Raw genomic sequence first — 21,993 nt, 5'->3', positions numbered from 1 at the left:
TTAGGAGACGACTTCCGCGGTGACGCGGCCGACGCCGGCACCGGTGAGGCCGATGGCCCGGGCGGCGCCCGTGGAGAGGTCAAGGACACGGCCGCGAATGAACGGTCCACGGTCGTTGATGGTGACGATGACGCTCGAGCCGCCATGGGTGACGCGCAGCTTGGTGCCGAACGGCAGCGAACGGTGCGCCGCGGTCATGGCGTTCTGGTTGAAGCGCTGGCCCGAGGCGGTCTTGCTGCCGGACTCGTTGCCGTAGAACGAAGCCATGCCGGAGAAGGAACGTCCGGTGCCCTGCGATGGCGTCATCGACGCATTGGCGTTACGCCAATCGGTGGTCGCGTTGGCATCGTTCTGGGCGTGATGGCGGTGATGATGGTGAGAATACCGATGGTGATGCCGGGATTTGGCGGAAGCTTCGGTGGCGGTTCCGCCGACGAGGAGTGTTGCGGCAACAAAAGCGATCGCCGTACGCGGCCGGGTCATAGAGCCCAGCGTCTTCAAAGTCAGCATTTAGTGGTCCCTAAGCTAGTATTGCCGCATATGTGGCAAGTGGAGCCCTCGTAAGTTTGCGAGCGGGATCGCGTTTCGATTCCTAATGAGGCGTGAATTGGGCAGTAATTCCGTTCTGTGTCCTTATGAAACATCTTGTTACTCTCGACCGGTATTCAGCTGATGTTCCGTAATATTTCGTTTTAACGGTTTGTTAACCTTCTAATTACTTGTAAGTACTGTAAACTGAAGTCATCGCTTCCAGCGTTTAGAATTGGGTAAGTATTCGGCGAGTGAAGCCGGCGGGCGGGAATCACGCCTCAGCGATCCGTGTTCATGGCCGCTATGCGCTGAGGGCAGGAACCACGGGCGGGTATCGGTGCCGAGCGCGCGACAATTCCGTCAGGTGGCAGGTCGTCGTTGCGTCGTCGTGGACTGCGCCGAACTGGCGACAGAACGTCGTGCCTTTAATTTGGCGTCATGTTGCACGTGCGCGCCTGCTATGTTAGCAAAGCCGCGATTTCAACGAGCCCGGCACTTCTCGTGCGGGGTCGAAAATCGAAGTCCCGCTTGAATTCCAAGGGCTTGGATCGCTAGGCGCCGCTTTGTGGCGACGGTTTTTCCCTTGCGAGTTTGACAGCAAAAAGAGCGCGTCTGTGGCTGCAGAAGATACGTCCGTTTCCGGTGTGTCGGGTCGTTATGCAACGGCCTTGTTTGAACTGGCCCGCGACCAGAAAGTGGTCGACGAGGTCAAAGCCGATCTCGACAAATTCGAGGGCTTGCTGAACGAAAGCGCCGATCTGACGCGCCTCGTCCGCAGCCCGGTGTTTGCGGCCGAAACGCAGTCCAGGGCCCTCTCGGCCGTGCTGGACAAGGCCGGCATCGCCGGCATCTCCGCCAATTTCCTCAAGGTTCTGACCGCCAACCGCCGCCTGTTCGCGGTGGCTGACGTCATCCGCGCCTACCGCGCCCTCGTCGCCAGGTTCAAGGGCGAGGTAACGGCCGACGTCACCGTGGCGGAAGCGCTCTCGAACAAGAATCTCGACGCCCTCAAGGTTGCCCTGAAGTCGGTGACCGGCAAGGACGTCGCGCTCAACGTGAAAGTCGACCCCTCGATCATCGGTGGCCTCGTGGTCAAGCTTGGCAGCCGTATGATCGATAGTTCGCTTCGCACCAAACTCAATTCGATCAAGCACGCGATGAAAGAGGCAGGCTGATGGACATCCGCGCCGCGGAAATTTCCGCGATCCTCAAGGACCAGATCAAGAATTTCGGCCAGGAAGCTGAAGTCTCCGAAGTCGGACAGGTGCTGTCCGTCGGTGACGGTATCGCTCGCGTCTTCGGTCTGGACAACGTCCAGGCCGGTGAAATGGTCGAGTTCGAGAACGGCACCCGCGGCATGGCGCTCAACCTCGAAACCGACAACGTCGGTATCGTTATTTTCGGTGCCGACCGCGAGATCAAGGAAGGCCAGACCGTCAAGCGCACCCGCGCCATCGTGGACGCGCCGGTCGGCAAGGGCCTGCTCGGCCGCGTCGTCGACGCGCTCGGCAACCCGATCGACGGCAAGGGCCCGATCCAGGCCGACAAGCGCATGCGCGTCGACGTCAAGGCGCCCGGCATCATTCCGCGCAAGTCGGTGAACGAGCCGATGGCGACCGGCCTCAAGGCGATCGACGCCCTGATCCCGATCGGCCGCGGCCAGCGCGAGCTGATCATCGGTGACCGTCAGACCGGCAAGACCGCGATCGCGCTCGACACCATCCTCAACCAAAAGCCGCTCAACGCGCAGCCGGACGAGAACATCAAGCTGTATTGCGTCTATGTCGCGATCGGCCAGAAGCGTTCGACCGTTGCCCAGTTCGTGAAGGTGCTGGAAGAGCAGGGCGCGCTCGAATACTCGATCATCGTCGCCGCCACCGCCTCCGATCCGGCGCCGATGCAGTACATCGCGCCGTTCACCGGCTGCACCATGGGCGAGTACTTCCGCGACAACGGCATGCACGCCGTCATCATCTATGACGATCTGTCCAAGCAGGCCGTCGCCTACCGCCAGATGTCGTTGCTGCTGCGCCGCCCGCCGGGCCGCGAAGCCTATCCGGGTGACGTGTTCTATCTGCACTCCCGCCTGCTCGAGCGCGCGGCGAAGCTGAACAAGGACCAGGGTTCCGGCTCGCTGACGGCGCTGCCGGTCATCGAAACCCAGGCCAACGACGTGTCGGCCTACATTCCGACCAACGTCATCTCGATCACCGACGGCCAGATCTTCCTGGAAACCGACCTGTTCTTCCAGGGCATCCGTCCTGCCGTGAACGTCGGTCTGTCGGTGTCGCGCGTCGGCTCCTCGGCGCAGACCAAGGCCACCAAGAAGGTCGCCGGCAAGATCAAGGGCGAGCTCGCGCAGTACCGCGAAATGGCGGCGTTCGCGCAGTTCGGCTCCGACCTCGACGCCTCGACCCAGCGCCTGCTCAACCGTGGTTCGCGCCTGACCGAGCTCCTGAAGCAGCCGCAGTTCGCGCCGCTGAAGATGGAAGAGCAGGTCTGCGTGATCTGGGCCGGCACCAACGGCTATCTCGATCCGCTCCCGGTCAACAAGGTGCGCGCGTTCGAGGACGGCCTGTTGTCGTTGCTGCGCGGCAAGAACGTCGAGATCCTCAATGCGATCCGCGACAGCCGCGACCTCTCCGACGACAGTGCTGCCAAGCTGAAGTCGGTGGTCGAAGGCTTCGCCAAGAGCTTTGCATAAGAGCCGTCGCATGGCCGGGCTTCTTGTCCCGGCCGTCCGTGCCTCATCGCATGGCGGCGAAGACGTGAATGCCCGGGACTAGCCCGGGCATGACGACAGGGACAGGCTAACGGTCTGATCGCAAGAGATCGAACCGTCGGGGTGAACGAAGAATGGCCTCACTTAAAGACATGCGGGTTCGCATCGCCTCGACCAAGGCGACGCAGAAGATCACCAAGGCCATGCAGATGGTCGCTGCGTCCAGATTGCGCCGCGCCCAGCAAGCGGCCGAGGCGGCGCGGCCCTATGCCGACAAGATGAGCGCGGTGATCTCCAACATCGCCAGCGCCGCTGCGGGTTCTCCCGGCGCGCCGGCGCTGCTGTCCGGCACCGGCAAGGACCAGATTCACCTGCTGCTGGTCTGCACCGGCGAGCGCGGCCTGTCCGGCGCTTTCAACTCCTCGATCGTGCGCCTCGCGCGCGAGCGCGCACAGGCGCTGATTGCGCAGGGCAAGGAAGTCAAATTCTTCTGCGTCGGGCGCAAGGGTTATGAGCAGCTCCGCCGCCTGTTCGACAAGCAGATCGTCGAGCACCTCGATCTGCGCAGCGTTCGCCAGCTCGGCTTCGTCAACGCCGAGGACATCGCGAAGAAGGTTCTGGCGCGTTTCGACGCCGGCGAGTTCGACGTCTGCACGCTGTTCTACTCGCAGTTCAAGTCGGTGATTGCGCAAATCCCGACCGCGCAGCAGATCATTCCGCTGACTGTGGAAGCAAAGGCGGCGAACGCGCCGTCGACGTCCTACGACTACGAGCCGGAGGAGGACGAACTTCTCTCCGGCCTGTTGCCGCGCAATATCGCCGTGCAGATCTTCCGCGCGCTCCTGGAAAACAACGCTTCGTTCTACGGCGCGCAGATGAGCTCGATGGACAATGCCACCCGCAATGCCGGCGAAATGATCCGCAAGCAAACCCAGATCTATAACCGAACCCGTCAAGCCCAGATCACCAAGGAGCTGATCGAGATCATCTCCGGCGCCGAGGCGGTCTGACGCACGAACCAAACGACGGTCGTTCAAGTAAAGAATTTCGAAGGAGAGCTAATCATGGCCACAGCAGCTAACCAGGTCGGTCGCGTCACCCAGGTCATGGGCGCCGTCGTCGACGTTCAGTTCGAGGGCCACCTGCCGGCCATTCTCAATTCGCTGGAAACCAGGAACGGCAGCATCCGCCTCGTGTTGGAAGTCGCGCAGCATCTCGGTGAGTCCACCGTGCGCACGATTGCCATGGACGTGACCGAAGGTTTGGTGCGCGGCCAGGAAGTGACCGACACCGGCCAGCCGATCGAGGTTCCGGTGGGCGCCGGCACGCTCGGCCGCATCATGAACGTCATCGGCGAGCCGATCGACGAAGCGGGCCCGATCCCGTCCGAAGGCAAGCGCGCCATCCACCAGGAAGCGCCGACCTACACCGACCAGGCCACCGAGGCCGAAATTCTCGTCACCGGCATCAAGGTCGTCGACTTGCTCGCGCCTTACGCCAAGGGTGGCAAGATCGGCCTGTTCGGCGGCGCGGGCGTCGGCAAGACCGTGCTCATTCAGGAGCTGATCAACAACGTCGCCAAGGCGCACGGCGGCAATTCGGTGTTCGCCGGCGTCGGCGAGCGTACCCGCGAAGGTAACGACCTCTATCACGAGTTCATCGAATCCAAGGTCAACGCCGACCCGCACAATCCCGACCCGAGCGTGAAGTCGAAATGCGCGCTGGTGTTCGGCCAGATGAACGAGCCGCCCGGTGCCCGCATGCGCGTCGCGCTGTCCGGCCTGACAGTCGCCGAGCACTTCCGCGACCAGGGCCAGGACGTGCTGTTCTTCATCGACAATATCTTCCGCTTCACTCAGGCTGGCTCGGAAGTGTCGGCGCTGCTCGGCCGTATTCCGAGCGCCGTGGGCTATCAGCCGACGTTGGCAACCGACATGGGCGCGCTGCAGGAGCGCATCACCACCACAAACAAGGGCTCGATCACCTCGGTGCAGGCGATCTACGTGCCGGCCGACGACTTGACCGACCCGGCGCCGGCGACGTCGTTCGCGCATTTGGACGCCACCACGGTGCTGAACCGTGCGATCTCGGAAAAGGGCATCTATCCGGCGGTCGATCCGCTCGACTCGACCTCGCGCATGCTGCAGGCGAATATCGTCGGCGAAGAGCACTATACGACCGCGCGCATGGTCCAGCAGGTGCTGCAGCGCTACAAGTCGCTCCAGGATATCATCGCCATCCTCGGCATGGACGAGCTTTCGGAAGAGGACAAGCTGACGGTGGCCCGCGCCCGCAAGATCGAGCGCTTCCTGTCGCAGCCGTTCCACGTCGCCGAAATTTTCACCGGCGCGCCCGGCAAGTTCGTCGACCTCGCGGACACCATCAAGGGCTTCCGCGGTCTCTGCGAAGGCAAGTATGACCACCTCCCGGAAGCCGCCTTCTACATGGTCGGCACCATCGAAGAGGCGCTCGAGAAGGGCAAGAAGCTGGCGGCTGAGGCGGCCTAAGCTGCGAACGGCGAGTAGGGAGTAGCGAATGGTCTCGCTGCTCCCGCTCCATTCGCTATTCGCTACTCACCATTCGCAGGTTTCCCATGGCCACCTTCCACTTCGATCTCGTCTCGCCGGAAAAGCTCGCATTCTCGGGCGAGGTCGACCAGGTCGACATCCCCGGCGTCGAAGGTGACTTCGGCGTGCTGGCGGGACATGCGCCGGTCGTGGCTGCGATCCGGCCCGGCATTCTCACCATCACCACCGGCGGCAAGCACGAGAAGATCATCGTGCTCGGCGGTCTCGCCGAAGTCTCCGAAAAGGGTCTCACTGTGCTCGCCGACGTCGCGACGTCACTGGCCGAGCTCGACCGTGCCCAGTTCGCCGCGACCGTCTCGGAGATGGAAGAAGGGTTGAAGGAGCACGAAGGCAGCGAGCTCGATCAGGCCATCGCGCGGCTCGACCACTTCAAGAGCATCCAGCAGCAGCTCAACAGCACGGCTATGCACTGAGCCCCGGCGCATCGCACCGGGGCTCAAGCTACCAATTCCTGAACAAGTTCAGCGCTCGTCACGGAAGTGGCGGGCGCTGAAACTTTGTTGCACCGCGCCGCCGATAGCGGCATTCTGCGCTCGCGAATTTGTTCCGGGGCGGGCAGCAGATGAAACGCAAGATCGCAGCGATTTTCGCGGCCGATATTGCCGGTTACTCAAGGCTGGTCGCGGAAGACGAGGAGGAGACGCTGCGGCGTATGGCCTCCTATCGTGAGGTCGTCGACGATTTCATCGCGAAGGCCGGCGGACGCATCTTCAACACCGCAGGCGACGCCGTGCTCGCGGAATTTCCAAGCGCAGTCGATGCGGTGCGCTGCGCGATCGACATCCAGGAATCGCTGCGAACCCGCAACATGGCCTATCCGCCGAGCCGGCAGATGTCGTTCCGCATCGGCATCACCATCGGCGACGTGGTCGAGCGCGACGGCGATCTGCTCGGTGACGGCGTCAATATCGCCGCCCGGCTCGAGGGCCTCGCCGAGGTCGGTGGCATCTGCGTCTCCCGCGCCGTACACGAGCAGGTCGCCAACAAGCTGTCAGTGCAATTCGCCGATATCGGCGCGCAGGAGGTCAAGAACATCCCGACGCCGGTGCACGCCTACATGGTGGCGATGCGGCGCGTGGACGGCAGTTACGCAACGCCGCAGATCAAGAAGGTGGCGAAAGTAGCGCCCGCGCTGAACTGGATGTGGCCGCTGGTGGTCGGTGTCGTCTCCGTCGTCGCGATTGCTGTCGGCGGCTTTCTCTATTTCACCAAGCTCGAGACCACAAAGGCGCCGGCGATCGCAGCGATCGCGCCAGGCCCAGCATCAAGCCCGATGCCCATGCCGGCACCATCCGCCTCGCCGATGGTCGGCAAGTTTCCTGCCGACAGCGTGCCCTTCATCGGCGAGCGTATCCGCGGCTATCTCGGTGGCGAATATTCCGCCGCCGGTGACTACAAGGCCTTTGCGCTGAACGTCGGCGGCGTCACCGGCTCCGCACTCAATCAGCCGAACGAGGAAGCCGCGCGCAACGCTGCGCTCGATCAGTGTCAGAAGCGGGCGGATGCCGCGCAGTCGCCGCGGCCCTGCGAGCTCTATGCGATCGGCAACAATGTCGTCTACACGCACGGCAAGCCGCCGATGCCGCCGCAGCCCTTTATCCGGCACGATCCAATGACCGAGCGCGCCTTCGTCCCAAAGGACTTTCCGATGGTGCGCGATCCCGCAAAAGTCCGGCTCGAGAACATGTTCGTCCCCGCGGCAAAATCCCGCTCGGTCGCGCTCGGCCCGGGCGGTCAATATTTCATGGTGATGGGCGCATCATCCGCCGACGATGCTGCGCGGCGCTCCCTGGAATCGTGCGGCGCGATCACCGGCGTCGCCTGCATGGTCGTTGCGGTCGACGAGAATTTCGTCGTGCCGATCCCGACCCTGCTGAGGATCACCGGCTTCTTCCATGCGGCGTCCAATGCCTCGGTCGTCGCAGATGCGCGCGACGAGGTCGTGCGCAAGCTCGCCGATGGCATGGGCTGGAACGCAGTCGCGGTCGGCAGCGCGGGCCGGCCGGGCCTCGGCCTGAAGGCCGCGGACGAGCAGACCGCCGTCAATTCCGCGCTCGCCGACTGCGCCAGGCGCGACAGCGATTGCCACGTCATCGCGATCGGCCCGTTTACGGTGGGACCGGTGAATTAGGCGTGTGCTGATTAGGCCCGATCGTTAACGCTTGCGAGATGCGCTCCCTCCCCCCTTGTGGGGCTCGCTTGCGGGGGAGGGCTGGGGAGAGGGTGCATCTGCAAAGACACAGTCCCTAAACGGAGAAAGCCCTCACCCGGCACTTCGCGCCGACCTCTCCCGCAAGCGGGAGAGGCTGAGCGAACCCGTGGCTGGTGGTGCGGTCACCCATGCCCGTCCTAAACGCTGGAATGCGCTCTGCAACGACACCGGCTTGTTCTCGCGTTTTTTAGTTTGCGAAGGGCGCAAACTGTTGGGCCACCGCGCGGTAGACCTCGCGGCGGAACGGGACCACGACATCGGGGACACGGTCGAGCCGCTCCCAGCGCCAGGCGTCGAACTCCGCGGGCTGGTCGTTGCGCGGTGTCAACGGATCGATCTCGTCATCCTTGCCGGTGAAGCGCAGGGCGAACCATTTTTGGCGCTGCCCGCGGAATTTCGCCAGCCGATGCGTCTGCGGTCCATCGTAAGGCGGGAATTCGTAAGTCAGCCAGTCGGTCTCGCCGAGATAGGTTGCGCTCTTGACGCTGGTCTCTTCCCAGAGCTCGCGCAGGGCCGCATCGCGCAGGTCCTCGCCTTCGTCGACGCCGCCTTGCGGCATCTGCCAATCGAGGCCCGGCAGGACGATCTCGGGTCCGTCGCCCTTGAAGCGATGCCCGATCAGCACCCGGGCGTCGGCATTGAACAGCGCGATACCCACGTTCGGGCGATAAGGCTTTTGATCGGTCACGTGCGGATCTCTCGTCGTCATTCCAGGCGATGCATTAGCATCAACCTGGAATGGCGACTTGAACTAATCCTCCGCCAGCGCGGAAAATTCCTTCACTACGCGCTCATAGACCGGGCGCTTGAATGGGACGATCAGCCCGGTCAGGTTCTTCATCGGCTCCCAGCGCCAGTTCACGAACTCGGCCTTGTGACCGCCGCCGGGCTTTTCGACGTTGATCTCGCTGTCCTTGCCGGTGAAGCGGACCGCGAACCATTTCTGGCGCTGGCCGCGATAGCGACCCTTCCAGGCGCGGCCCGCAACAGTGCGCGGAATGTCGTAAGTGAGCCAGTCCGGAACCTCGCCGAGCCGCTCGACCGAGCGCACGCTGGTCTCCTCGTAGAGCTCGCGCCTGGCGGCGTCCCAATTGTCCTCGCCGGGATCGACGCCACCCTGCGGCATCTGCCAGACATGGGTGTCGTCGACATGCTCGATGCCGCCGGCGCGGCGGCCGATGAACACCAGGCCTTGCTTGTTGATCAGCATCACGCCGACGCAGGTCCGGTAGGGCAGATCCTCGTAACGCGCCATTCCGCCAGGCCTCTCGCATGCTGTCGGTAAGGCTTGATCCGGCCCCGCAGGACCCGCGCCGTACCAATCCGTTGATTTAGCTGGATTTTGATTTCAGCATCGCGGTTGTCAATGGCACCAAAAGGATACCTCGGTCGCTCAATGTCTTGGTCCAGGCGCCGATGCGCTCGATCGAGACCGGGAGGGCGGAGGCGGTGCCCACGGCCGCGCCGCGCTCGCGCGCCGCCGCTTCGAGCTTGTTCAGGGCGCGGTCGATCTCGGCCGGGGTCGGCACCACGTCGATCGCGATGTCGCCCCTGCCGAACGGCATCGCCTGGCTTGCCGCGGCCTGGGGCGCGATGCTGCGGGGCGAGGAGCCGTCGTCGAAGAAGCCGAGGCCACGTTTGGCCGCCTCGCGGATGATCGGCTGCATCGCCGGCTCCGTGGCGATGAAGCGGGCGCCCATGAAATTGGTGAGGCCGGCATAGCCCTGCATCCGGCTCAGATGCCAGTACAGGCGGTCCATGTTCTGGTCGGCACTCAGCGAGGTCAGCAGCGTCTGCGGTCCCGGATCGTTGTCGGGGAAGTCGTAGGGCTCCATCGGGATCTGGAGGAAGATCTCGTGGCGCTGGGCGCGGGCTCGCTCGGCGAGTTTTCCTGGATCGGAACCATAAGGCGTGAAGGCCAGCGTCACCGCCGCCGGCAGCCTCATGATGGCGTCGGTGGTCTTGGCTGCGCCGACGCCGAGGCCGCCAATCAGGATCGCAACCACGGGCATCTTGGCGGCCTTGGCGCGGTCGGCATCCGCCGCATAGACGTTGAACGGTTTCAGATCCCCGGCAACCACGGGGATCATGCCGTAGCGCGATTTCTCAAGGAGTTTTGGGTCGATCCCGGTCATGACGGGCAGCGGTGCGGAGGCCGCTCCGCCCTTGTCGGCGGGATCGCTGCCGCCGATCACCACGTCCTGGCGCGTGCCGGTGGAACCGTCGATCATGGTGACGGTCTTCTGCTCGCCCGCCTGCTTCGGCGCTTCCCTGGTCTCGTGCTTGCTTTCCTGTTTGCTTTCCTGGCCGTGGCCGGAAGCGGCCGGCTTCTCGTCGCTGGCCTTGTCCGTAGCTTGGGGCTCGCGGATCGCGAGCCGCGTCATCGGCTCGCCACCGAGCGGATCCTTGTTGAAGATCGCGAAACCGGCAAAAGCGACCAGGAACAGGCCGAGCAGCATCGCAAGCGCCTGCATGGCCGTGAACGGCAGCCGCCGCCGGTGTTTGCGGCGCGGCTTATCCTGTCCGAGCGGGGCGCTCAGATCATCGGCCGTTTCAGTCATGCGCGATCCCGAATCACTCACCCATGACGATACCACGGCGGGGTCAAGCGGCGGCAGGCCGGGATAGGCCGGGGGTGTCTGGCGTTCCAAGCAAAAAGGGCGGCTCCGTGAGCCGCCCTTTCCGTCAGATCGCGATGCGCCGACCTAGTTTGCCGCTTTGGGCTTGTCGGCCGTGGTCTTGTTGTCGCCGCCCGGCGTGGGCGCCGCGGAGGCGCTGTTCTTGATGCCATGGAGCAAATCGTCGGCGAGCTTGAGCGCCTTGTCGTCCTTGGCGTCCGGCGGCACGTAGGACTGCGACCCGGTCTTCTCGTCGCCGTCGTTCTTGAGATGGCCGCGCAGCGAAGCCTCGCCCTTGGTGTCGGTGCGCGACTTCAGTTCGTCCGGCACGTCCTGCAGCACTTCGATGTCGGGCACGATGCCCTTGGCCTGGATCGACTTGCCCGACGGCGTGTAGTAGCGCGCCGTGGTCAGACGCAGCGCGCCGTTGCCCGAGCCGAGCGGAATGATGGTCTGCACCGAGCCCTTGCCGAACGAGCGCGTGCCGACGATGGTCGCGCGCTTGTGGTCCTGCAGCGCGCCGGCGACGATCTCCGATGCCGAGGCCGAGCCGCCATTGACCAGCACGATGACCGGCTTGCCCTTGGTGAGGTCGCCCGCATGCGCGGTACGGCGCTGGGTCTCATCGGCGTTGCGGCCGCGGGTTGAGACGATTTCGCCCTTCTCCAGGAAGGAGTCGGAGACGGTGACCGCTTCCTCGAGCAGGCCGCCCGGGTTGTTGCGGAGGTCGATGACGTAGCCCTTCAGCTTGTCGCCGATCTGATTCGAGAGGTTGGCGACCTCGCGCTTCAGGCCTTCGGTGGTCTGCTCGTTGAAGGTGGTGATGCGGATATAGGCGATGTCGTCGGCCTCGATGCGGGCGCGCACCGAGCGGACGCGGATGTTGTCGCGCACCAGCGTGACGTCGATCGGATTGTCCTGGCCCTTGCGGATGATCTTGAGCTTGATCTTGGTGTTGACCGGGCCGCGCATCTTCTCGACCGCCTGGTTCAGGGTCAGGCCCTGCACCGCTTCGTCGTCGAGACTGGTGATGATGTCGTTGGCCATGACGCCGGCGCGCGAGGCAGGCGTGTCGTCGATCGGCGAGACCACCTTGATCAGGCCGTCTTCCATCGTGACTTCGATGCCGAGGCCGCCGAACTCACCGCGGGTCTGCACCTGCATGTCGCGGAAGCTCTTGGCGTCCATGTAGCTCGAATGCGGATCGAGCCCGGTGAGCATGCCGCTGATGGCTGATTCGATCAGCTTGGTGTCGTCGGGCTTCTCGACATAGTCCGAGCGCACGCGCTCGAAGACGTCGCCGAAAAGGTTGAGCTGGCGATAGGTGTCCGCGGTGGCAGCCCGTGCGCTGGAGCCCATGAAGACCGCGCGCGGCTGGGTCACGAACAGCGTCAGCGCCGCACCGGTGGCCGCGCTGAGGAGGATAACTGAAGTCTTGCGCATCATCCGCGAACCTTCTCGCCTTCATTTGCGGCCCACCATGGGCCTGGATCGATTGGAGTGCCGTCTTTGCGGAACTCGACATACAGCACAGGTTGACTCGCGTTCGTGGCGAGAATGGAGGCGACTTGAGAGGTCGACCCCATGGACGCGACAGGCTCCCCCGTGAGGACAAACTGTCCGATGTTTACCGAAATGCGCTCCATCCCGGCGATCAGGACATGATACCCGCCCCCGGCATTGAGGATCAAGAGTTGTCCATAGCTGCGGAACGGGCCGGCATAGACCACCCAGCCGTCACACGGCGTCGTGACCTGGGAGCCGGGCTTACTTGCCAGCGAAATGCCCTTTTGGACCCCGCCGAGCCCGTCGGAACCGCCAAAATCCCTGATCTTGTTACCGTTAACTGGAAGAGGCAGGAGGCCTTTGGCGGCGGCGAAGGCCATCGCGGGAGTGGTCCGGGACCGGTCCTTGAAAGCGCCGGGGCCGGGTTTGGCGTTGAGGGCGGCCTTTGCCTCGGCCTGCTTTGCGGCCTCAGCTGCCTTCTCGGCTGCCTTGGCGGCGCTTTGCAGCTCCTGCTCCATCTTGGCGATCAGCCCCTGGAGATCGCCGACCTGCCTTGAGAGCGTGATGGCGCGCGAGTTCTCGGCATCCAGGTCCTTTTCACGCGACGCCTGCTGGCGCTGCCGCTCGTCAACCAAGGCGGTGAGCCGGGTCTGGTCGTTGCGGACCTTGTCGCGGTCGGAGGCGAGCTGGTCGCGTTCGGTCGCGATGGTCTTGCGCAAGGACACGAGCTCGCCGAGCTCGCCGGCGATCTTCTCGGCGCGGCCGCGCAATTCCGGCACGACGGCGCCGAGCAGCATCGCCGTGCGCAGCGATTGCAGCGCGTCCTCGGGCCGCACCAGCAGCGCCGGCGGCGACCGCCTTCCGGCGCGCTGCAAGGCCGCCAGCACCTCGACGATGTCGGCGCGGCGCGAATCGAGCGAGCTGCGCATCGCCTGCTCGCGGCCGTTCAGCGAACGCAGCCGCGCTTCGGCTTCGTCGATCTTGGTCTCGACGGTGCGCACATTGGCGGCGGTGTCGATCAATTGCTGATTGAGCTGGGTGCGGTCCTGGCCGAGCGAGGTGATCTCGGTCTTGAGCTTGGCCTGCGCGTCCTCCGCGCTCTTCTTGCTTGCGCGGGCGGCCTCGAGCTCCTGCTCGCGCTGCTTGATCGCATCGGGCGAGATGGCCGCAGCCTGCGGCGCAATTGTTTGGCCTTGCGTCTGAGCTTGCGCGAGGCTTGCGCCAGTCACGCCGGCGATCAGCAGCAGGTTGAGAATCGGCGCTCGCATCGCTTTAGGCAAAGGTGCTCGTTGTAGCGCGCATCATGCGCGGTGATAGGGGTGGCCGGCCAGAATGGTGGCGGCCCGATAAAGCTGTTCCAGAAGCATGACGCGGACCATTTGATGCGGCCAGGTCGCAGAGCCGAACGCGATCGCGAGCTTAGCCTTACGGCGCAATTCGGGCGAAAGTCCGTCCGCCCCTCCGATCATGAAGATAGTATGACCGGCCCCCTCGTCGCGCCAGCGGCCGAGATGCCGTGCGAATACGGTGGAATCCAGATTCTGGCCGCGCTCGTCCAGCGCCACCAGGATCGATTTCTCGGGAATATGCGCGGAGATCGCCGCGGCCTCTTCGGCCATCCGCGTCGCCGTGTCGCGCGCGCGGCTTTCGGGCAATTCGTGGATGGCGAGCTCGCGGAATCCGAGCTTTCGGCCGACCTCGTCGAATCGTTCGAAATAGCGGTCGGCAAGCTCCCGTTCGGGACCCTGCTTCAGCCGGCCCACCGCAATGACAGCAACACGCATGATAGCTTCAAGGTCGCATTTTCAAGACCGCACGCAAATTGCGCGCGCACGACGCTAGCATGCGCGTCAGCCGATTCGAAATCGGCCAGAGCCTCTAGATCGCCTTCGCCGCCCCTGGGCCCTGTGTGTACAATCTCTCGAGATTGTAGAACTCGCGGACCTCGGGTCTGAACACGTGAACGATCACATCGCCGGAATCGATCAGCACCCAGTCGCAATTGGGCAAGCCCTCGACGTGGATGTTCTTGATGCCGTTTTCCTTGAGGCCTTTGGCGACGTTCTCCGCGATCGCGCCGACGTGCCGGTTGGCCCGGCCGGTGGTGACAATCATGTAGTCGGAGTAGGCCGATTTGCCGCGAAGGTCGATGGTGACCGTCTCTTCCGCCTTCATGTCGTCGAGGCGGGAGAGGATCAGGCTCAGCGTCTTGTCGGCGTCGGGTTGCGCCTTCAAGGCTGCAGCTTTGGTCGATGTTTTACGCGCCGGCTTGGCAACCTTGGGTAAAACAGACTTCGTCGAAGCTGACTTGGACAATACAGATGTGGCCAGGGACCATTCCTTTCACTGTATCGCGAACGCCGAATCCGACGCTCACTGGTTACACTACATCATGTGGGGTTAAGGGTTTCAATATGCCAGAGAGCCCGAAGTTGACAACGACCTCCGCAGAGTCTGACTCACTTCGTACCTTTCCAGCTTCCGTCCGGGTTCCGTAAGCCGGTCGAAGAGAGATTCAGCTTCATTCCGGTCAGGAAGACCCACGCCGGCGCAGCCCGGTCCGCAAGCAATGCTGCCTCATTCTCGGGCACGCGGTAGCGCTTGAGCGCCTGGGCGGCGGGAGAGGCGAGCGCGCGAAAACTCTGCGGTGGGCGATCGATGACCGCAATCGGCACCTGGCCGGCGATACGCTGCCAGTGCTGCCAACGATGGAATTGAGCGAGGTTGTCGGCGCCCATGATCCAGACAAAGCGCAAGCCGGAGAGGCGGCGGCGCAAGGTGTTGATGGTGTCGATAGTATAGCGCGTGCGAATGACGGATTCGAGACAGCTCACCTCGATCCTGGGATCGTCGGCAATTTCGCGCGCCGCCTGCATGCGCCGGCCTAGCTCATGCAGCGTGCCGTTCTCCTTCAAGGGATTGCCCGGCGTCACCAACCACCACACGCGATCGAGCTGAAGGCGTTTCAGCGCGAACTGGCTGATCGCGCGATGGGCCTGGTGCGGCGGATTGAACGAACCGCCGAGCAGCCCGATGCGCATGCCCGAGGTGTGGGTTGGTATGGCCTGCGCGAAGGAACGTGGCGCGACGAAATTGTTGCTCAATGCCCCGCGCCCCGCGTCGTTTACGGCCGCGTCTGCCCGGTGCCGTGGATGCGATACTTGAAGCTCGTCAGCTGCTCGGCCCCAACCGGACCGCGGGCATGGAATCTGCCGGTGGCGATGCCGATCTCGGCGCCGAAGCCGAACTCGCCGCCGTCGGCGAACTGCGTCGAGGCGTTGTGCAGCACGATCGCGGAATCGACCTCGCTCAGGAATTTCTTCGCAGCGGTCTCGTCCGCGCTCACGATCGCATCGGTATGGTGCGAGCCGTGGTTCTGGATATGCGCGATCGCGCCGTCGACGCCGTCCACCACTTTCGCCGCGATGATCGCGTCGAGATATTCAGTGTCCCAATCCTCTGCGCTCGCAGCCTTGACGCGCGCATCGGTCTTCTGCACGGCGTCGTCGCCGCGTACTTCGCAGCCGGCCTCGATCAGCATCTCGACCAGCGGCTTCAGCTTTGTGCCGGCAGCAGCGCGATCGACCAGCAGCGTCTCGGCGGCGCCGCAGACGCCGGTGCGGCGCATCTTGGCGTTGAGCACGATCGACTTCGCCATGGCGAGGTCGGCGCTGGCATCGATATAGACGTGGTTGACGCCCTCGAGATGCGCGAACACCGGCACGCGCGCTTCCTGCTCGACGCGCGCGACGAGGCTCTTGCCTCCGCGCGGCACGATCACGTCGACGGCGCCGTTCAATCCCGACAGCATCATGCCGACCGCCGTGCGGTCGCGCGTCGGCACCAACGTGATCGCGGCCTCGGGGAGGCCGGCTTCACGCAGGCCCTGCACCAGGCATTCATGGATGGCGCGGCAGGAGCGAAAACTGTCGGAGCCGCCGCGCAGGATCACGGCATTGCCGGACTTCAGGCACAGCACGCCGGCGTCCGCCGCAACGTTCGGCCGGCTCTCAAAAATCACGCCGACGACGCCGAGCGGCACGCGCACGCGCTCGATGGTCATGCCGTTCGGCCGTTGCCAGCTCTCGGTGACGATGCCGACCGGATCGGCAATGCCGCGCACGATGCCGATGCCCTCGGCCATGCCCTCGACCCGCGCCGGCGTCAGCGTCAGGCGGTCGATGAAGGAGGAGGCGGCATTGCCGGAGGCGCGGGCATCAGTGACGTCCTCGGCGTTGGCGGCGAGGATCGCGGCAGAGTTCGCGCGGATCGCCCGCTCCATGGCTTCGAGCGCCCGGTTCTTCTGCTCCGGCGGCGCCAGCGCCAGCACGCGCGCGGCAGCGCGGGCACGGGTACCGAGATCGGTCATCAGCGCCTGAAGATCGGCATTGCCGTCGACGGCTTTGAGGGGGGCGGCCATAGCTCGTTCAACCTTCTGCTAAGGCGGTGTCCTAGCACGGAAATCCCGCTTTTGCGAAGCGTCGGGAGGGTATGGCAGGGCTTCACGTGCCGGACGACAGCTCGGTCAATGGCCTAGCTCCGGCGTCATGGCCGGGCTTGCCGGCCATCCACGCCTCGGCCGGCGCCTGCAAGAACGTGGATGCCTGCCGGTCTACCCGCCCATCACCAGATCGTCGCGGTGGATCATCTCTGACCGCCCGCTGATGCCGAGGATCGCCATCACGTCCGGGGAAGAGCGGCCCTTGATCCGCTCGGCGTCGTCGGCATCGTAGGCGATCAGGCCGCGGCCGACCTCGCTGGTGTCGGGGCCCCGGACGATCACGGCGTCGCCGCGGGCGAACTGGCCCTCGACCTTGATCACGCCGGCCGGCAGCAGGCTGGCGCCGGCACGTAGCGCGGCGACTGCGCCGGCGTCGATGGTCAGCGTGCCCTTCGGCTCCAGCGAGCCCGCGATCCAGCGTTTTCGCGAAGTGATGGGATTGGCGGGCGTCAGGAACCAGGTGCAGCGGCCGCCATCGGCGATTGCCTGCAAGGGATGCTCGATCTTGCCGGAGGCGATCAGCATATGCGTGCCGCCGGTGGTGGCGATCTTCGCCGCCTCGACTTTGGTGCGCATGCCGCCGCGCGACAGCTCAGACTCGGCGTCGCCGGCGACAGCCTCGATCTCCGACGAGATGCTGTCGACGACGGGAATGAGCTTGGCGTTCGGATTGTTCTTCGGCGGGGCATCGTAGAGCCCGTCGATATCGGACAGCAGCACCAGCAGATCCGCGCTCGCCATGGTGGCGACGCGCGCGGCGAGGCGGTCGTTGTCGCCGTAGCGGATCTCGTTGGTGGCGACCGTGTCGTTCTCGTTGATCACGGGGATCGCGCGCCACTCCAGGAGCTTGCCGATAGTGGAGCGCGCGTTGAGATATCGGCGGCGCTCCTCGGTGTCCTGAAGCGTCACCAAAATCTGGCCGGCGCCGATGCCGTGGGCACCGAGCACCTCCGACCAGATCCGCGCCAGCGCGATCTGACCGACGGCGGCGGCCGCCTGGCTCTCCTCGAGCTTCAGCGGTCCGCGCGGCAATTTCAGGCGGCTGCGGCCGAGCGCGATTGAGCCTGAGGAGACCACGAGCACGTCACGGCCCTCGCCGTGCAGCTTGGCCATGTCGTCGGCGAGCGCGGCGAGCCAGGACGCCCGCACCTCGCCTCTGTCGGAATCGACCAGCAGCGCGGAGCCGACCTTGACGACGATGCGGCGGAATTGACTGAGTTCGGGGCTGGCCATGAGTGTATGTGTTGGCGCGTGTGACGGATTGCTCTGCATCGGACACGGCGGAGCGGAGCGCGGCGCCGGTAAGGCCTGCTTTTGCAGCAGGACGATGGCCGGCGCAAGGCGGCAGGCCCGGTAAACAGCGCTTGTCCGGGACGCCTGTCTGGCTCTAATTGTCGCCAACGATAATGGGCTCAAAGAGGAAACCAATGGATCGCCGCAACTTCATCGCCGGATGCCTGGGGTTGCCGCTGCTGGCGCAAGCGGGCGGGTCGCAAGCGCAGGCCGGGCTGACGAAAATGATCTTCCCGTTCGCGGCGGGAGCGGGCGGCGACACGCTGTGCCGGCTGATCGCACAGGAGATGGCGCCGGCGCTGCAGCGGACCATCGTGGTCGAGAACCGCACCGGCGGTGACGGCCTGATCGGCATCAAGGCGGTGAAGGGGGCCAGCCCCGACGGCAGCATGGTGCTGGTGACGACCGGCCCCACGATGTACCTGCTGCCGATGGTGGAGGCGACGCCGAGCTTCGATACTGCAAAGGATTTCGTCCCGGTATCGCTGCTGGCCCGGTTCGAATTCGCCGTCGTGATCGGCCCGGGGATCGATGCCGCCGACTTCAAGGCATTTGTCGCCTGGCTGAAGGCGCATCCGGACAAGACGTCGTTCGGCGTGCCGAGCAACGGCACCATTCCGCATTTCATGGGCTCCAAGCTCGAGAAAGACCTCGGCATTCCCATGACGCGGGTGCCCTATCGGGGCAGCGCGCCCATCCTCAACGACATCATCGGCGGCCACATCTCGTTCGGCATCACCACGTTGGCCGACGCGCTGCCGCAGAATCGCGCCAAGGGCGTGAAGATCATCGCGGTCGCGAGTGCGGAACGCTCGCCGTTCGCGCCCGCCGTCCCGACGCTGAAGGAGAGCGGCATCGATCTCGTCGCGGACGCCTGGTACGGCATGTGGCTTCCCGCCGGCAGCTCGCCGGAATTCGCGAGCAAGCTCGGCGCGGCCGCAAGCACCGCGCTCGCCAAGCCCGAGGTGAAGGAGAAGCTGACAGCGATCGGGCTCATTCCGGTCGGCAGCACTGCGGAGGATCTGACGAAGGAGCTCGCCGCGAACACCGCCTTCTGGCAACCGATCGTGAAGGCGACGGGCTACAAGATCGAGAATTGAGAAGCGTAGCGCGATTTCTCCCCTCATCCTGAGGAGCGCGCTCTTTGCGCGCGTCTCGAAGGATGCAGGCCGAGGTGCGAGAGCCGGGCCTGCATGGTTCGAGACGGCGCTTCGCGCCTCCTCACCATGAGGATTACAACTTCGCGCGCTGTTCGATGCCGTCCTTGATCGACGCGAGTTCTTTCTCGTCCCAGATGCCGATCAGGACGCCGCCCTTCACCTGAAGCTGGTTGTCGGCATAGTTCGCGATCTTCTCGCGGGGTGTGGTGATGTGGTCGTTGGGATGCAGCGCCCAGTCGAACAATTCCGCCTGTAATCGCGCGATGATGCCGGCGCACTCCGGGTCGTCGCCGCGATCCAGAAACTCTTCCGGATCGGTTTCGAGGTCATACAGCATCGGGCGGAAGCCGGAGGCATGGATGTATTTCCAGCGGCCGTCGAACACCATGAACAGGCGGCAGCGCTCGATCGGCTGGTTCAATTTCAGCCGGACGTCCTGCATGGAATAGTCGTATTCGGAGAACGCGACCTTGCGCCAATCCGGCGGCGTCGGCCCGCGCAGCAGCGGCAGCAGCGAGCGTCCTTCGAGGATGTGGCCCGGCACCTTGCCGCCGAAATAATCGACGAAGGTGGGCGCGAGATCGATGGCTTCGACCAGCGCGTCGCTGCGCTTGCCGCGCGTGGCGTCGGCTTCCTTCGAGGGATCGATGATGATCAGCGGAATCTTGGCCGACTGCTCGTGGAACAGATCCTTCTCGCCCATCCAGTGATCGCCGAGATAGTCGCCATGATCGGAGGTGAACACGATCATGGTGGATTCCACGAGATCGCGCTCCTCCAGAAACTTCATCAGCACGCCCATCTGGTCGTCGATCTGGGTGATCAGGCCCATATAGGTCGGGATCACCTTCTCGCGGGCCTCGTCGCGCGCCATGTTGCGGGAGTAGCGCATGCCCATATAGGCGCCGAACACCGGATGCGGATTCTGGCGCTCGCGCTCGGAGCGGATCACCGGGATCATGTCATCCGGCGAATACATGCTGGCGTAAGGTTCGGGCGCGATGTAGGGCCAGTGCGGCTTGATGTAGGACAGATGCAGGCACCACGGCTTGCCGTCGGTTTCGGCCTCGCTGATGAAGTCCATCGCGCGGCGCGTCATGTAGGGCGTCTCGGAATGTTCGTCCGGCACGCGCGCGGCCTTGTCGGCATGCACGAGCAGCCAGCCGTTTTGCAAGGAGCCGTCTTCCGCCGCACCTGAATTCGCCCAATGCTCCCAGGGATTGGTCGCTTCAAAACCCTGCTGGCGCAGATATTCGTCGTATCTCGGACGCGGACGGCCGGTCGGATGCAGGCCGTCGTCACGCTCATAAGGCTCGAACCCGCATTCGGCGACGTGCACGCCGATCACCGATTCCGGCGGGATGCCGATCGCCTTCATGCCTTCGAGATCGGGTGCCATGTGGGTCTTGCCGACCAGCACGTTGCGCACGCCGAGCTTCTTGAGGTGATCGCCGAGGGTGGGCTCGCCGACGCGCAACGGCCAGCCGTTCCAGTGCGAGCCGTGCGAGCGCATGTAGCGCCCGGTGTAGAACGACATCCGCGAGGGGCCGCAGATCGGCGACTGCACATAGGCCTTGCTGAACAGCACGCCGCGCTTCGCCATGGCGTCGATGTTCGGCGTCTTCAGCGTGGGATGGCCGGTGCAGCCGAGATAGTCATAGCGAAGCTGGTCGCACATGATCCAGAGAACGTTCTTCGCGCGCGCCATGCGTCATCCCCGCCGTGTCTTGATTGTTCGATGCTGCGCTAGCGCGCCAGCGAAGACAAGCAGGGCGGGATCAGGCCGACCAGATCAGACCGACCAGCTCAAGCCGACCACGGCTCGGCTTCGGCCGCGCTCTTCGCCTTGGCGGAGACCGGGCTTTCGCCGATCACTTCCGCCAGCGCGCGCAACGCTTCCTTGACGCCATCGCCGGTGACGGCGGAGAGCAGCAGCGGCGTCTTCTTGGCGGCGCGCTTCAGCCGGTCCTTCTGCTTCTTCAACTCGTCCGGCTCGACCGCGTCGATCTTGTTCAGCGCGACGATCTCGATCTTGTCGGTGAGCTGCCCGGCATAGGCGTCCAGTTCCGTTCGCACCGTTTTGTAGGCCTTGCCGGCATGCTCGCAAGTCGCATCGACGAGATGCAGCAGCACGCGGCAGCGCTCGACATGAGCAAGAAAGCGGTCGCCGAGACCCACACCTTCATGCGCGCCTTCGATCAGGCCGGGGATGTCCGCCAGCACGAATTCGCGGCCGTCGGCATTCACGACGCCGAGCTGCGGATGCAGCGTGGTGAAAGGATAGTCGGCGATCTTCGGCTTGGCCGCGCTGACTTTGGCGAGGAAGGTCGATTTGCCGGCATTGGGCAGGCCGACGAGGCCGGCATCTGCGATCAGCTTCAGCCGCAGCCAGATCCAGCGCTCTTCGCCGGGCTGGCCGGGATTGGCATTGCGCGGCGCGCGGTTGGTCGAGGTCTTGAAATGCGCGTTGCCGAAGCCGCCATTGCCGCCCTCGGCCAGCACGAATTTTTCGCCGACATTGGTGAAATCGTGGATCATGGTCTCGCGATCCTCGTCGAAGATCTGCGTGCCCATGGGAACCTTCAGCACGATCGCCTTGCCGTTGGCGCCATGGCGGTCCGAGCCTGCGCCGTTTTCGCCCTTTTGGGCCTTGAAGTGCTGCTGGTAGCGATAGTCGATCAGCGTGTTCAGGCCGTCTGCGACCTCGATGATGACATTGCCGCCGCGGCCGCCATTGCCGCCGGAGGGGCCGCCGAATTCAATGAATTTTTCGCGGCGGAACGCCACGCAGCCGTTTCCGCCGTCACCGGAGCGGATATAGACCTTTGCTTCGTCGAGGAATTTCATCGGCCATAGGTAGGC

General features: G+C 64.4%; 20 protein-coding genes. 7 read left to right on the top strand and 13 right to left on the bottom strand.

Annotated elements, in window-relative coordinates:
- Entirely contained in the window at positions 1 to 510 is a 510-nt protein-coding gene (locus IVB27_RS13595; RefSeq protein WP_247444067.1) for a septal ring lytic transglycosylase RlpA family protein, read from the bottom strand.
- A 635-nt stretch (positions 511 to 1,145) separates the two neighbouring features.
- On the opposite strand from IVB27_RS13595, the gene IVB27_RS13590 reads away from it, so the two are divergent.
- From IVB27_RS13590 to IVB27_RS13565, 6 genes are all read left to right on the top strand, one after another.
- Positions 1,146 to 1,706 carry a F0F1 ATP synthase subunit delta gene (locus IVB27_RS13590; RefSeq protein ID WP_247339434.1) on the top strand — a complete coding sequence of 187 codons (561 nt, stop codon included), beginning with the start codon at positions 1,146 to 1,148 and terminating at the stop codon, positions 1,704 to 1,706.
- Positions 1,706 to 3,235 (top strand): F0F1 ATP synthase subunit alpha, encoded by a 1,530-nt coding sequence (atpA, locus tag IVB27_RS13585; protein ID WP_247339437.1) that lies wholly within the window; start codon positions 1,706 to 1,708, stop codon positions 3,233 to 3,235. The genes IVB27_RS13590 and atpA overlap by 1 nt, the downstream gene beginning before the upstream one ends.
- 152 nt (positions 3,236 to 3,387) lie before the next feature.
- The gene (locus tag IVB27_RS13580; RefSeq protein WP_247339439.1) at positions 3,388 to 4,263 is read left to right on the top strand and encodes a F0F1 ATP synthase subunit gamma; all 876 of its coding nucleotides are present in this window, start codon (positions 3,388 to 3,390) and stop codon (positions 4,261 to 4,263) included.
- A gap of 54 nt (positions 4,264 to 4,317) precedes the next feature.
- Positions 4,318 to 5,760, top strand: a complete 1,443-nt coding sequence (atpD, locus tag IVB27_RS13575) for a F0F1 ATP synthase subunit beta (RefSeq protein ID WP_247339443.1) — start codon at positions 4,318 to 4,320, stop codon at positions 5,758 to 5,760.
- A gap of 86 nt (positions 5,761 to 5,846) precedes the next feature.
- The gene (locus IVB27_RS13570) at positions 5,847 to 6,254 is read left to right on the top strand and encodes a F0F1 ATP synthase subunit epsilon (protein ID WP_247339445.1); all 408 of its coding nucleotides are present in this window, start codon (positions 5,847 to 5,849) and stop codon (positions 6,252 to 6,254) included.
- Positions 6,255 to 6,403: 149 nt separating this feature from the next.
- Positions 6,404 to 7,972 (top strand): adenylate/guanylate cyclase domain-containing protein, encoded by a 1,569-nt coding sequence (locus IVB27_RS13565; protein WP_247444066.1) that lies wholly within the window; start codon positions 6,404 to 6,406, stop codon positions 7,970 to 7,972.
- 268 nt (positions 7,973 to 8,240) lie between these two features.
- On the opposite strand, the gene IVB27_RS13560 is transcribed toward IVB27_RS13565, so the two are convergent.
- The 10 genes from IVB27_RS13560 to proB form a co-directional block, all read right to left on the bottom strand.
- Complete coding sequence (locus IVB27_RS13560) at positions 8,241 to 8,741, bottom strand: RNA pyrophosphohydrolase (RefSeq protein WP_247444065.1); 501 nt, start codon at positions 8,739 to 8,741, stop codon at positions 8,241 to 8,243.
- A gap of 63 nt (positions 8,742 to 8,804) precedes the next feature.
- Entirely contained in the window at positions 8,805 to 9,308 is a 504-nt protein-coding gene (locus tag IVB27_RS13555; protein ID WP_247339447.1) for an RNA pyrophosphohydrolase, read from the bottom strand.
- A 76-nt stretch (positions 9,309 to 9,384) separates the two neighbouring features.
- Positions 9,385 to 10,614 (bottom strand): divergent polysaccharide deacetylase family protein, encoded by a 1,230-nt coding sequence (locus IVB27_RS13550; protein WP_247444064.1) that lies wholly within the window; start codon positions 10,612 to 10,614, stop codon positions 9,385 to 9,387.
- A gap of 144 nt (positions 10,615 to 10,758) precedes the next feature.
- Positions 10,759 to 12,117, bottom strand: a complete 1,359-nt coding sequence (locus IVB27_RS13545) for a S41 family peptidase (RefSeq protein WP_247444063.1) — start codon at positions 12,115 to 12,117, stop codon at positions 10,759 to 10,761.
- Complete coding sequence (locus IVB27_RS13540) at positions 12,114 to 13,445, bottom strand: murein hydrolase activator EnvC family protein (protein ID WP_247444062.1); 1,332 nt, start codon at positions 13,443 to 13,445, stop codon at positions 12,114 to 12,116. The genes IVB27_RS13545 and IVB27_RS13540 overlap by 4 nt, the downstream gene beginning before the upstream one ends.
- Positions 13,446 to 13,478: 33 nt before the next feature.
- Positions 13,479 to 13,961 carry a 23S rRNA (pseudouridine(1915)-N(3))-methyltransferase RlmH gene (gene rlmH / locus IVB27_RS13535; RefSeq protein ID WP_247444061.1) on the bottom strand — a complete coding sequence of 161 codons (483 nt, stop codon included), beginning with the start codon at positions 13,959 to 13,961 and terminating at the stop codon, positions 13,479 to 13,481.
- A 94-nt stretch (positions 13,962 to 14,055) separates the two neighbouring features.
- A complete protein-coding gene (gene rsfS / locus IVB27_RS13530; RefSeq protein WP_247339456.1) occupies positions 14,056 to 14,412 on the bottom strand; it encodes a ribosome silencing factor in 357 nt (118 codons plus the stop codon).
- 224 nt (positions 14,413 to 14,636) lie between these two features.
- Positions 14,637 to 15,281 (bottom strand): nicotinate-nucleotide adenylyltransferase, encoded by a 645-nt coding sequence (locus IVB27_RS13525; protein ID WP_247444060.1) that lies wholly within the window; start codon positions 15,279 to 15,281, stop codon positions 14,637 to 14,639.
- Positions 15,282 to 15,301: 20 nt separating this feature from the next.
- Entirely contained in the window at positions 15,302 to 16,597 is a 1,296-nt protein-coding gene (locus tag IVB27_RS13520) for a glutamate-5-semialdehyde dehydrogenase (RefSeq protein ID WP_247444059.1), read from the bottom strand.
- Positions 16,598 to 16,789: 192 nt separating this feature from the next.
- Positions 16,790 to 17,911, bottom strand: a complete 1,122-nt coding sequence (gene proB, locus IVB27_RS13515; RefSeq protein ID WP_247444058.1) for a glutamate 5-kinase — start codon at positions 17,909 to 17,911, stop codon at positions 16,790 to 16,792.
- A 194-nt stretch (positions 17,912 to 18,105) separates the two neighbouring features.
- Here proB and IVB27_RS13510 point away from each other — a divergent pair, with 194 nt between their 5' ends.
- Positions 18,106 to 19,071, top strand: a complete 966-nt coding sequence (locus IVB27_RS13510; RefSeq protein ID WP_247444057.1) for a Bug family tripartite tricarboxylate transporter substrate binding protein — start codon at positions 18,106 to 18,108, stop codon at positions 19,069 to 19,071.
- Between the two features lie 133 nt (positions 19,072 to 19,204).
- Here the strand turns inward: IVB27_RS13510 and IVB27_RS13505 are convergent, their stop codons facing one another.
- Together IVB27_RS13505 and obgE are read right to left on the bottom strand one after the other, a co-directional pair.
- The gene (locus tag IVB27_RS13505) at positions 19,205 to 20,839 is read right to left on the bottom strand and encodes an alkaline phosphatase family protein (protein WP_247444056.1); all 1,635 of its coding nucleotides are present in this window, start codon (positions 20,837 to 20,839) and stop codon (positions 19,205 to 19,207) included.
- Positions 20,840 to 20,937: 98 nt separating this feature from the next.
- Positions 20,938 to 21,978: a GTPase ObgE gene (obgE, locus tag IVB27_RS13500; protein WP_247444055.1), complete on the bottom strand. Its 1,041-nt coding sequence runs from the start codon at positions 21,976 to 21,978 to the stop codon at positions 20,938 to 20,940.
- Between the last annotated feature and the right edge of the window lie 15 nt (positions 21,979 to 21,993).

The sequence above is a fragment of the Bradyrhizobium sp. 197 genome (genome assembly GCF_023073375.1).
GTDB lineage: Bacteria > Pseudomonadota > Alphaproteobacteria > Rhizobiales > Xanthobacteraceae > Bradyrhizobium.
Note: the sequence above shows the minus strand (reverse complement) of the source record. Positions and strands in the feature narration are given on the sequence as shown.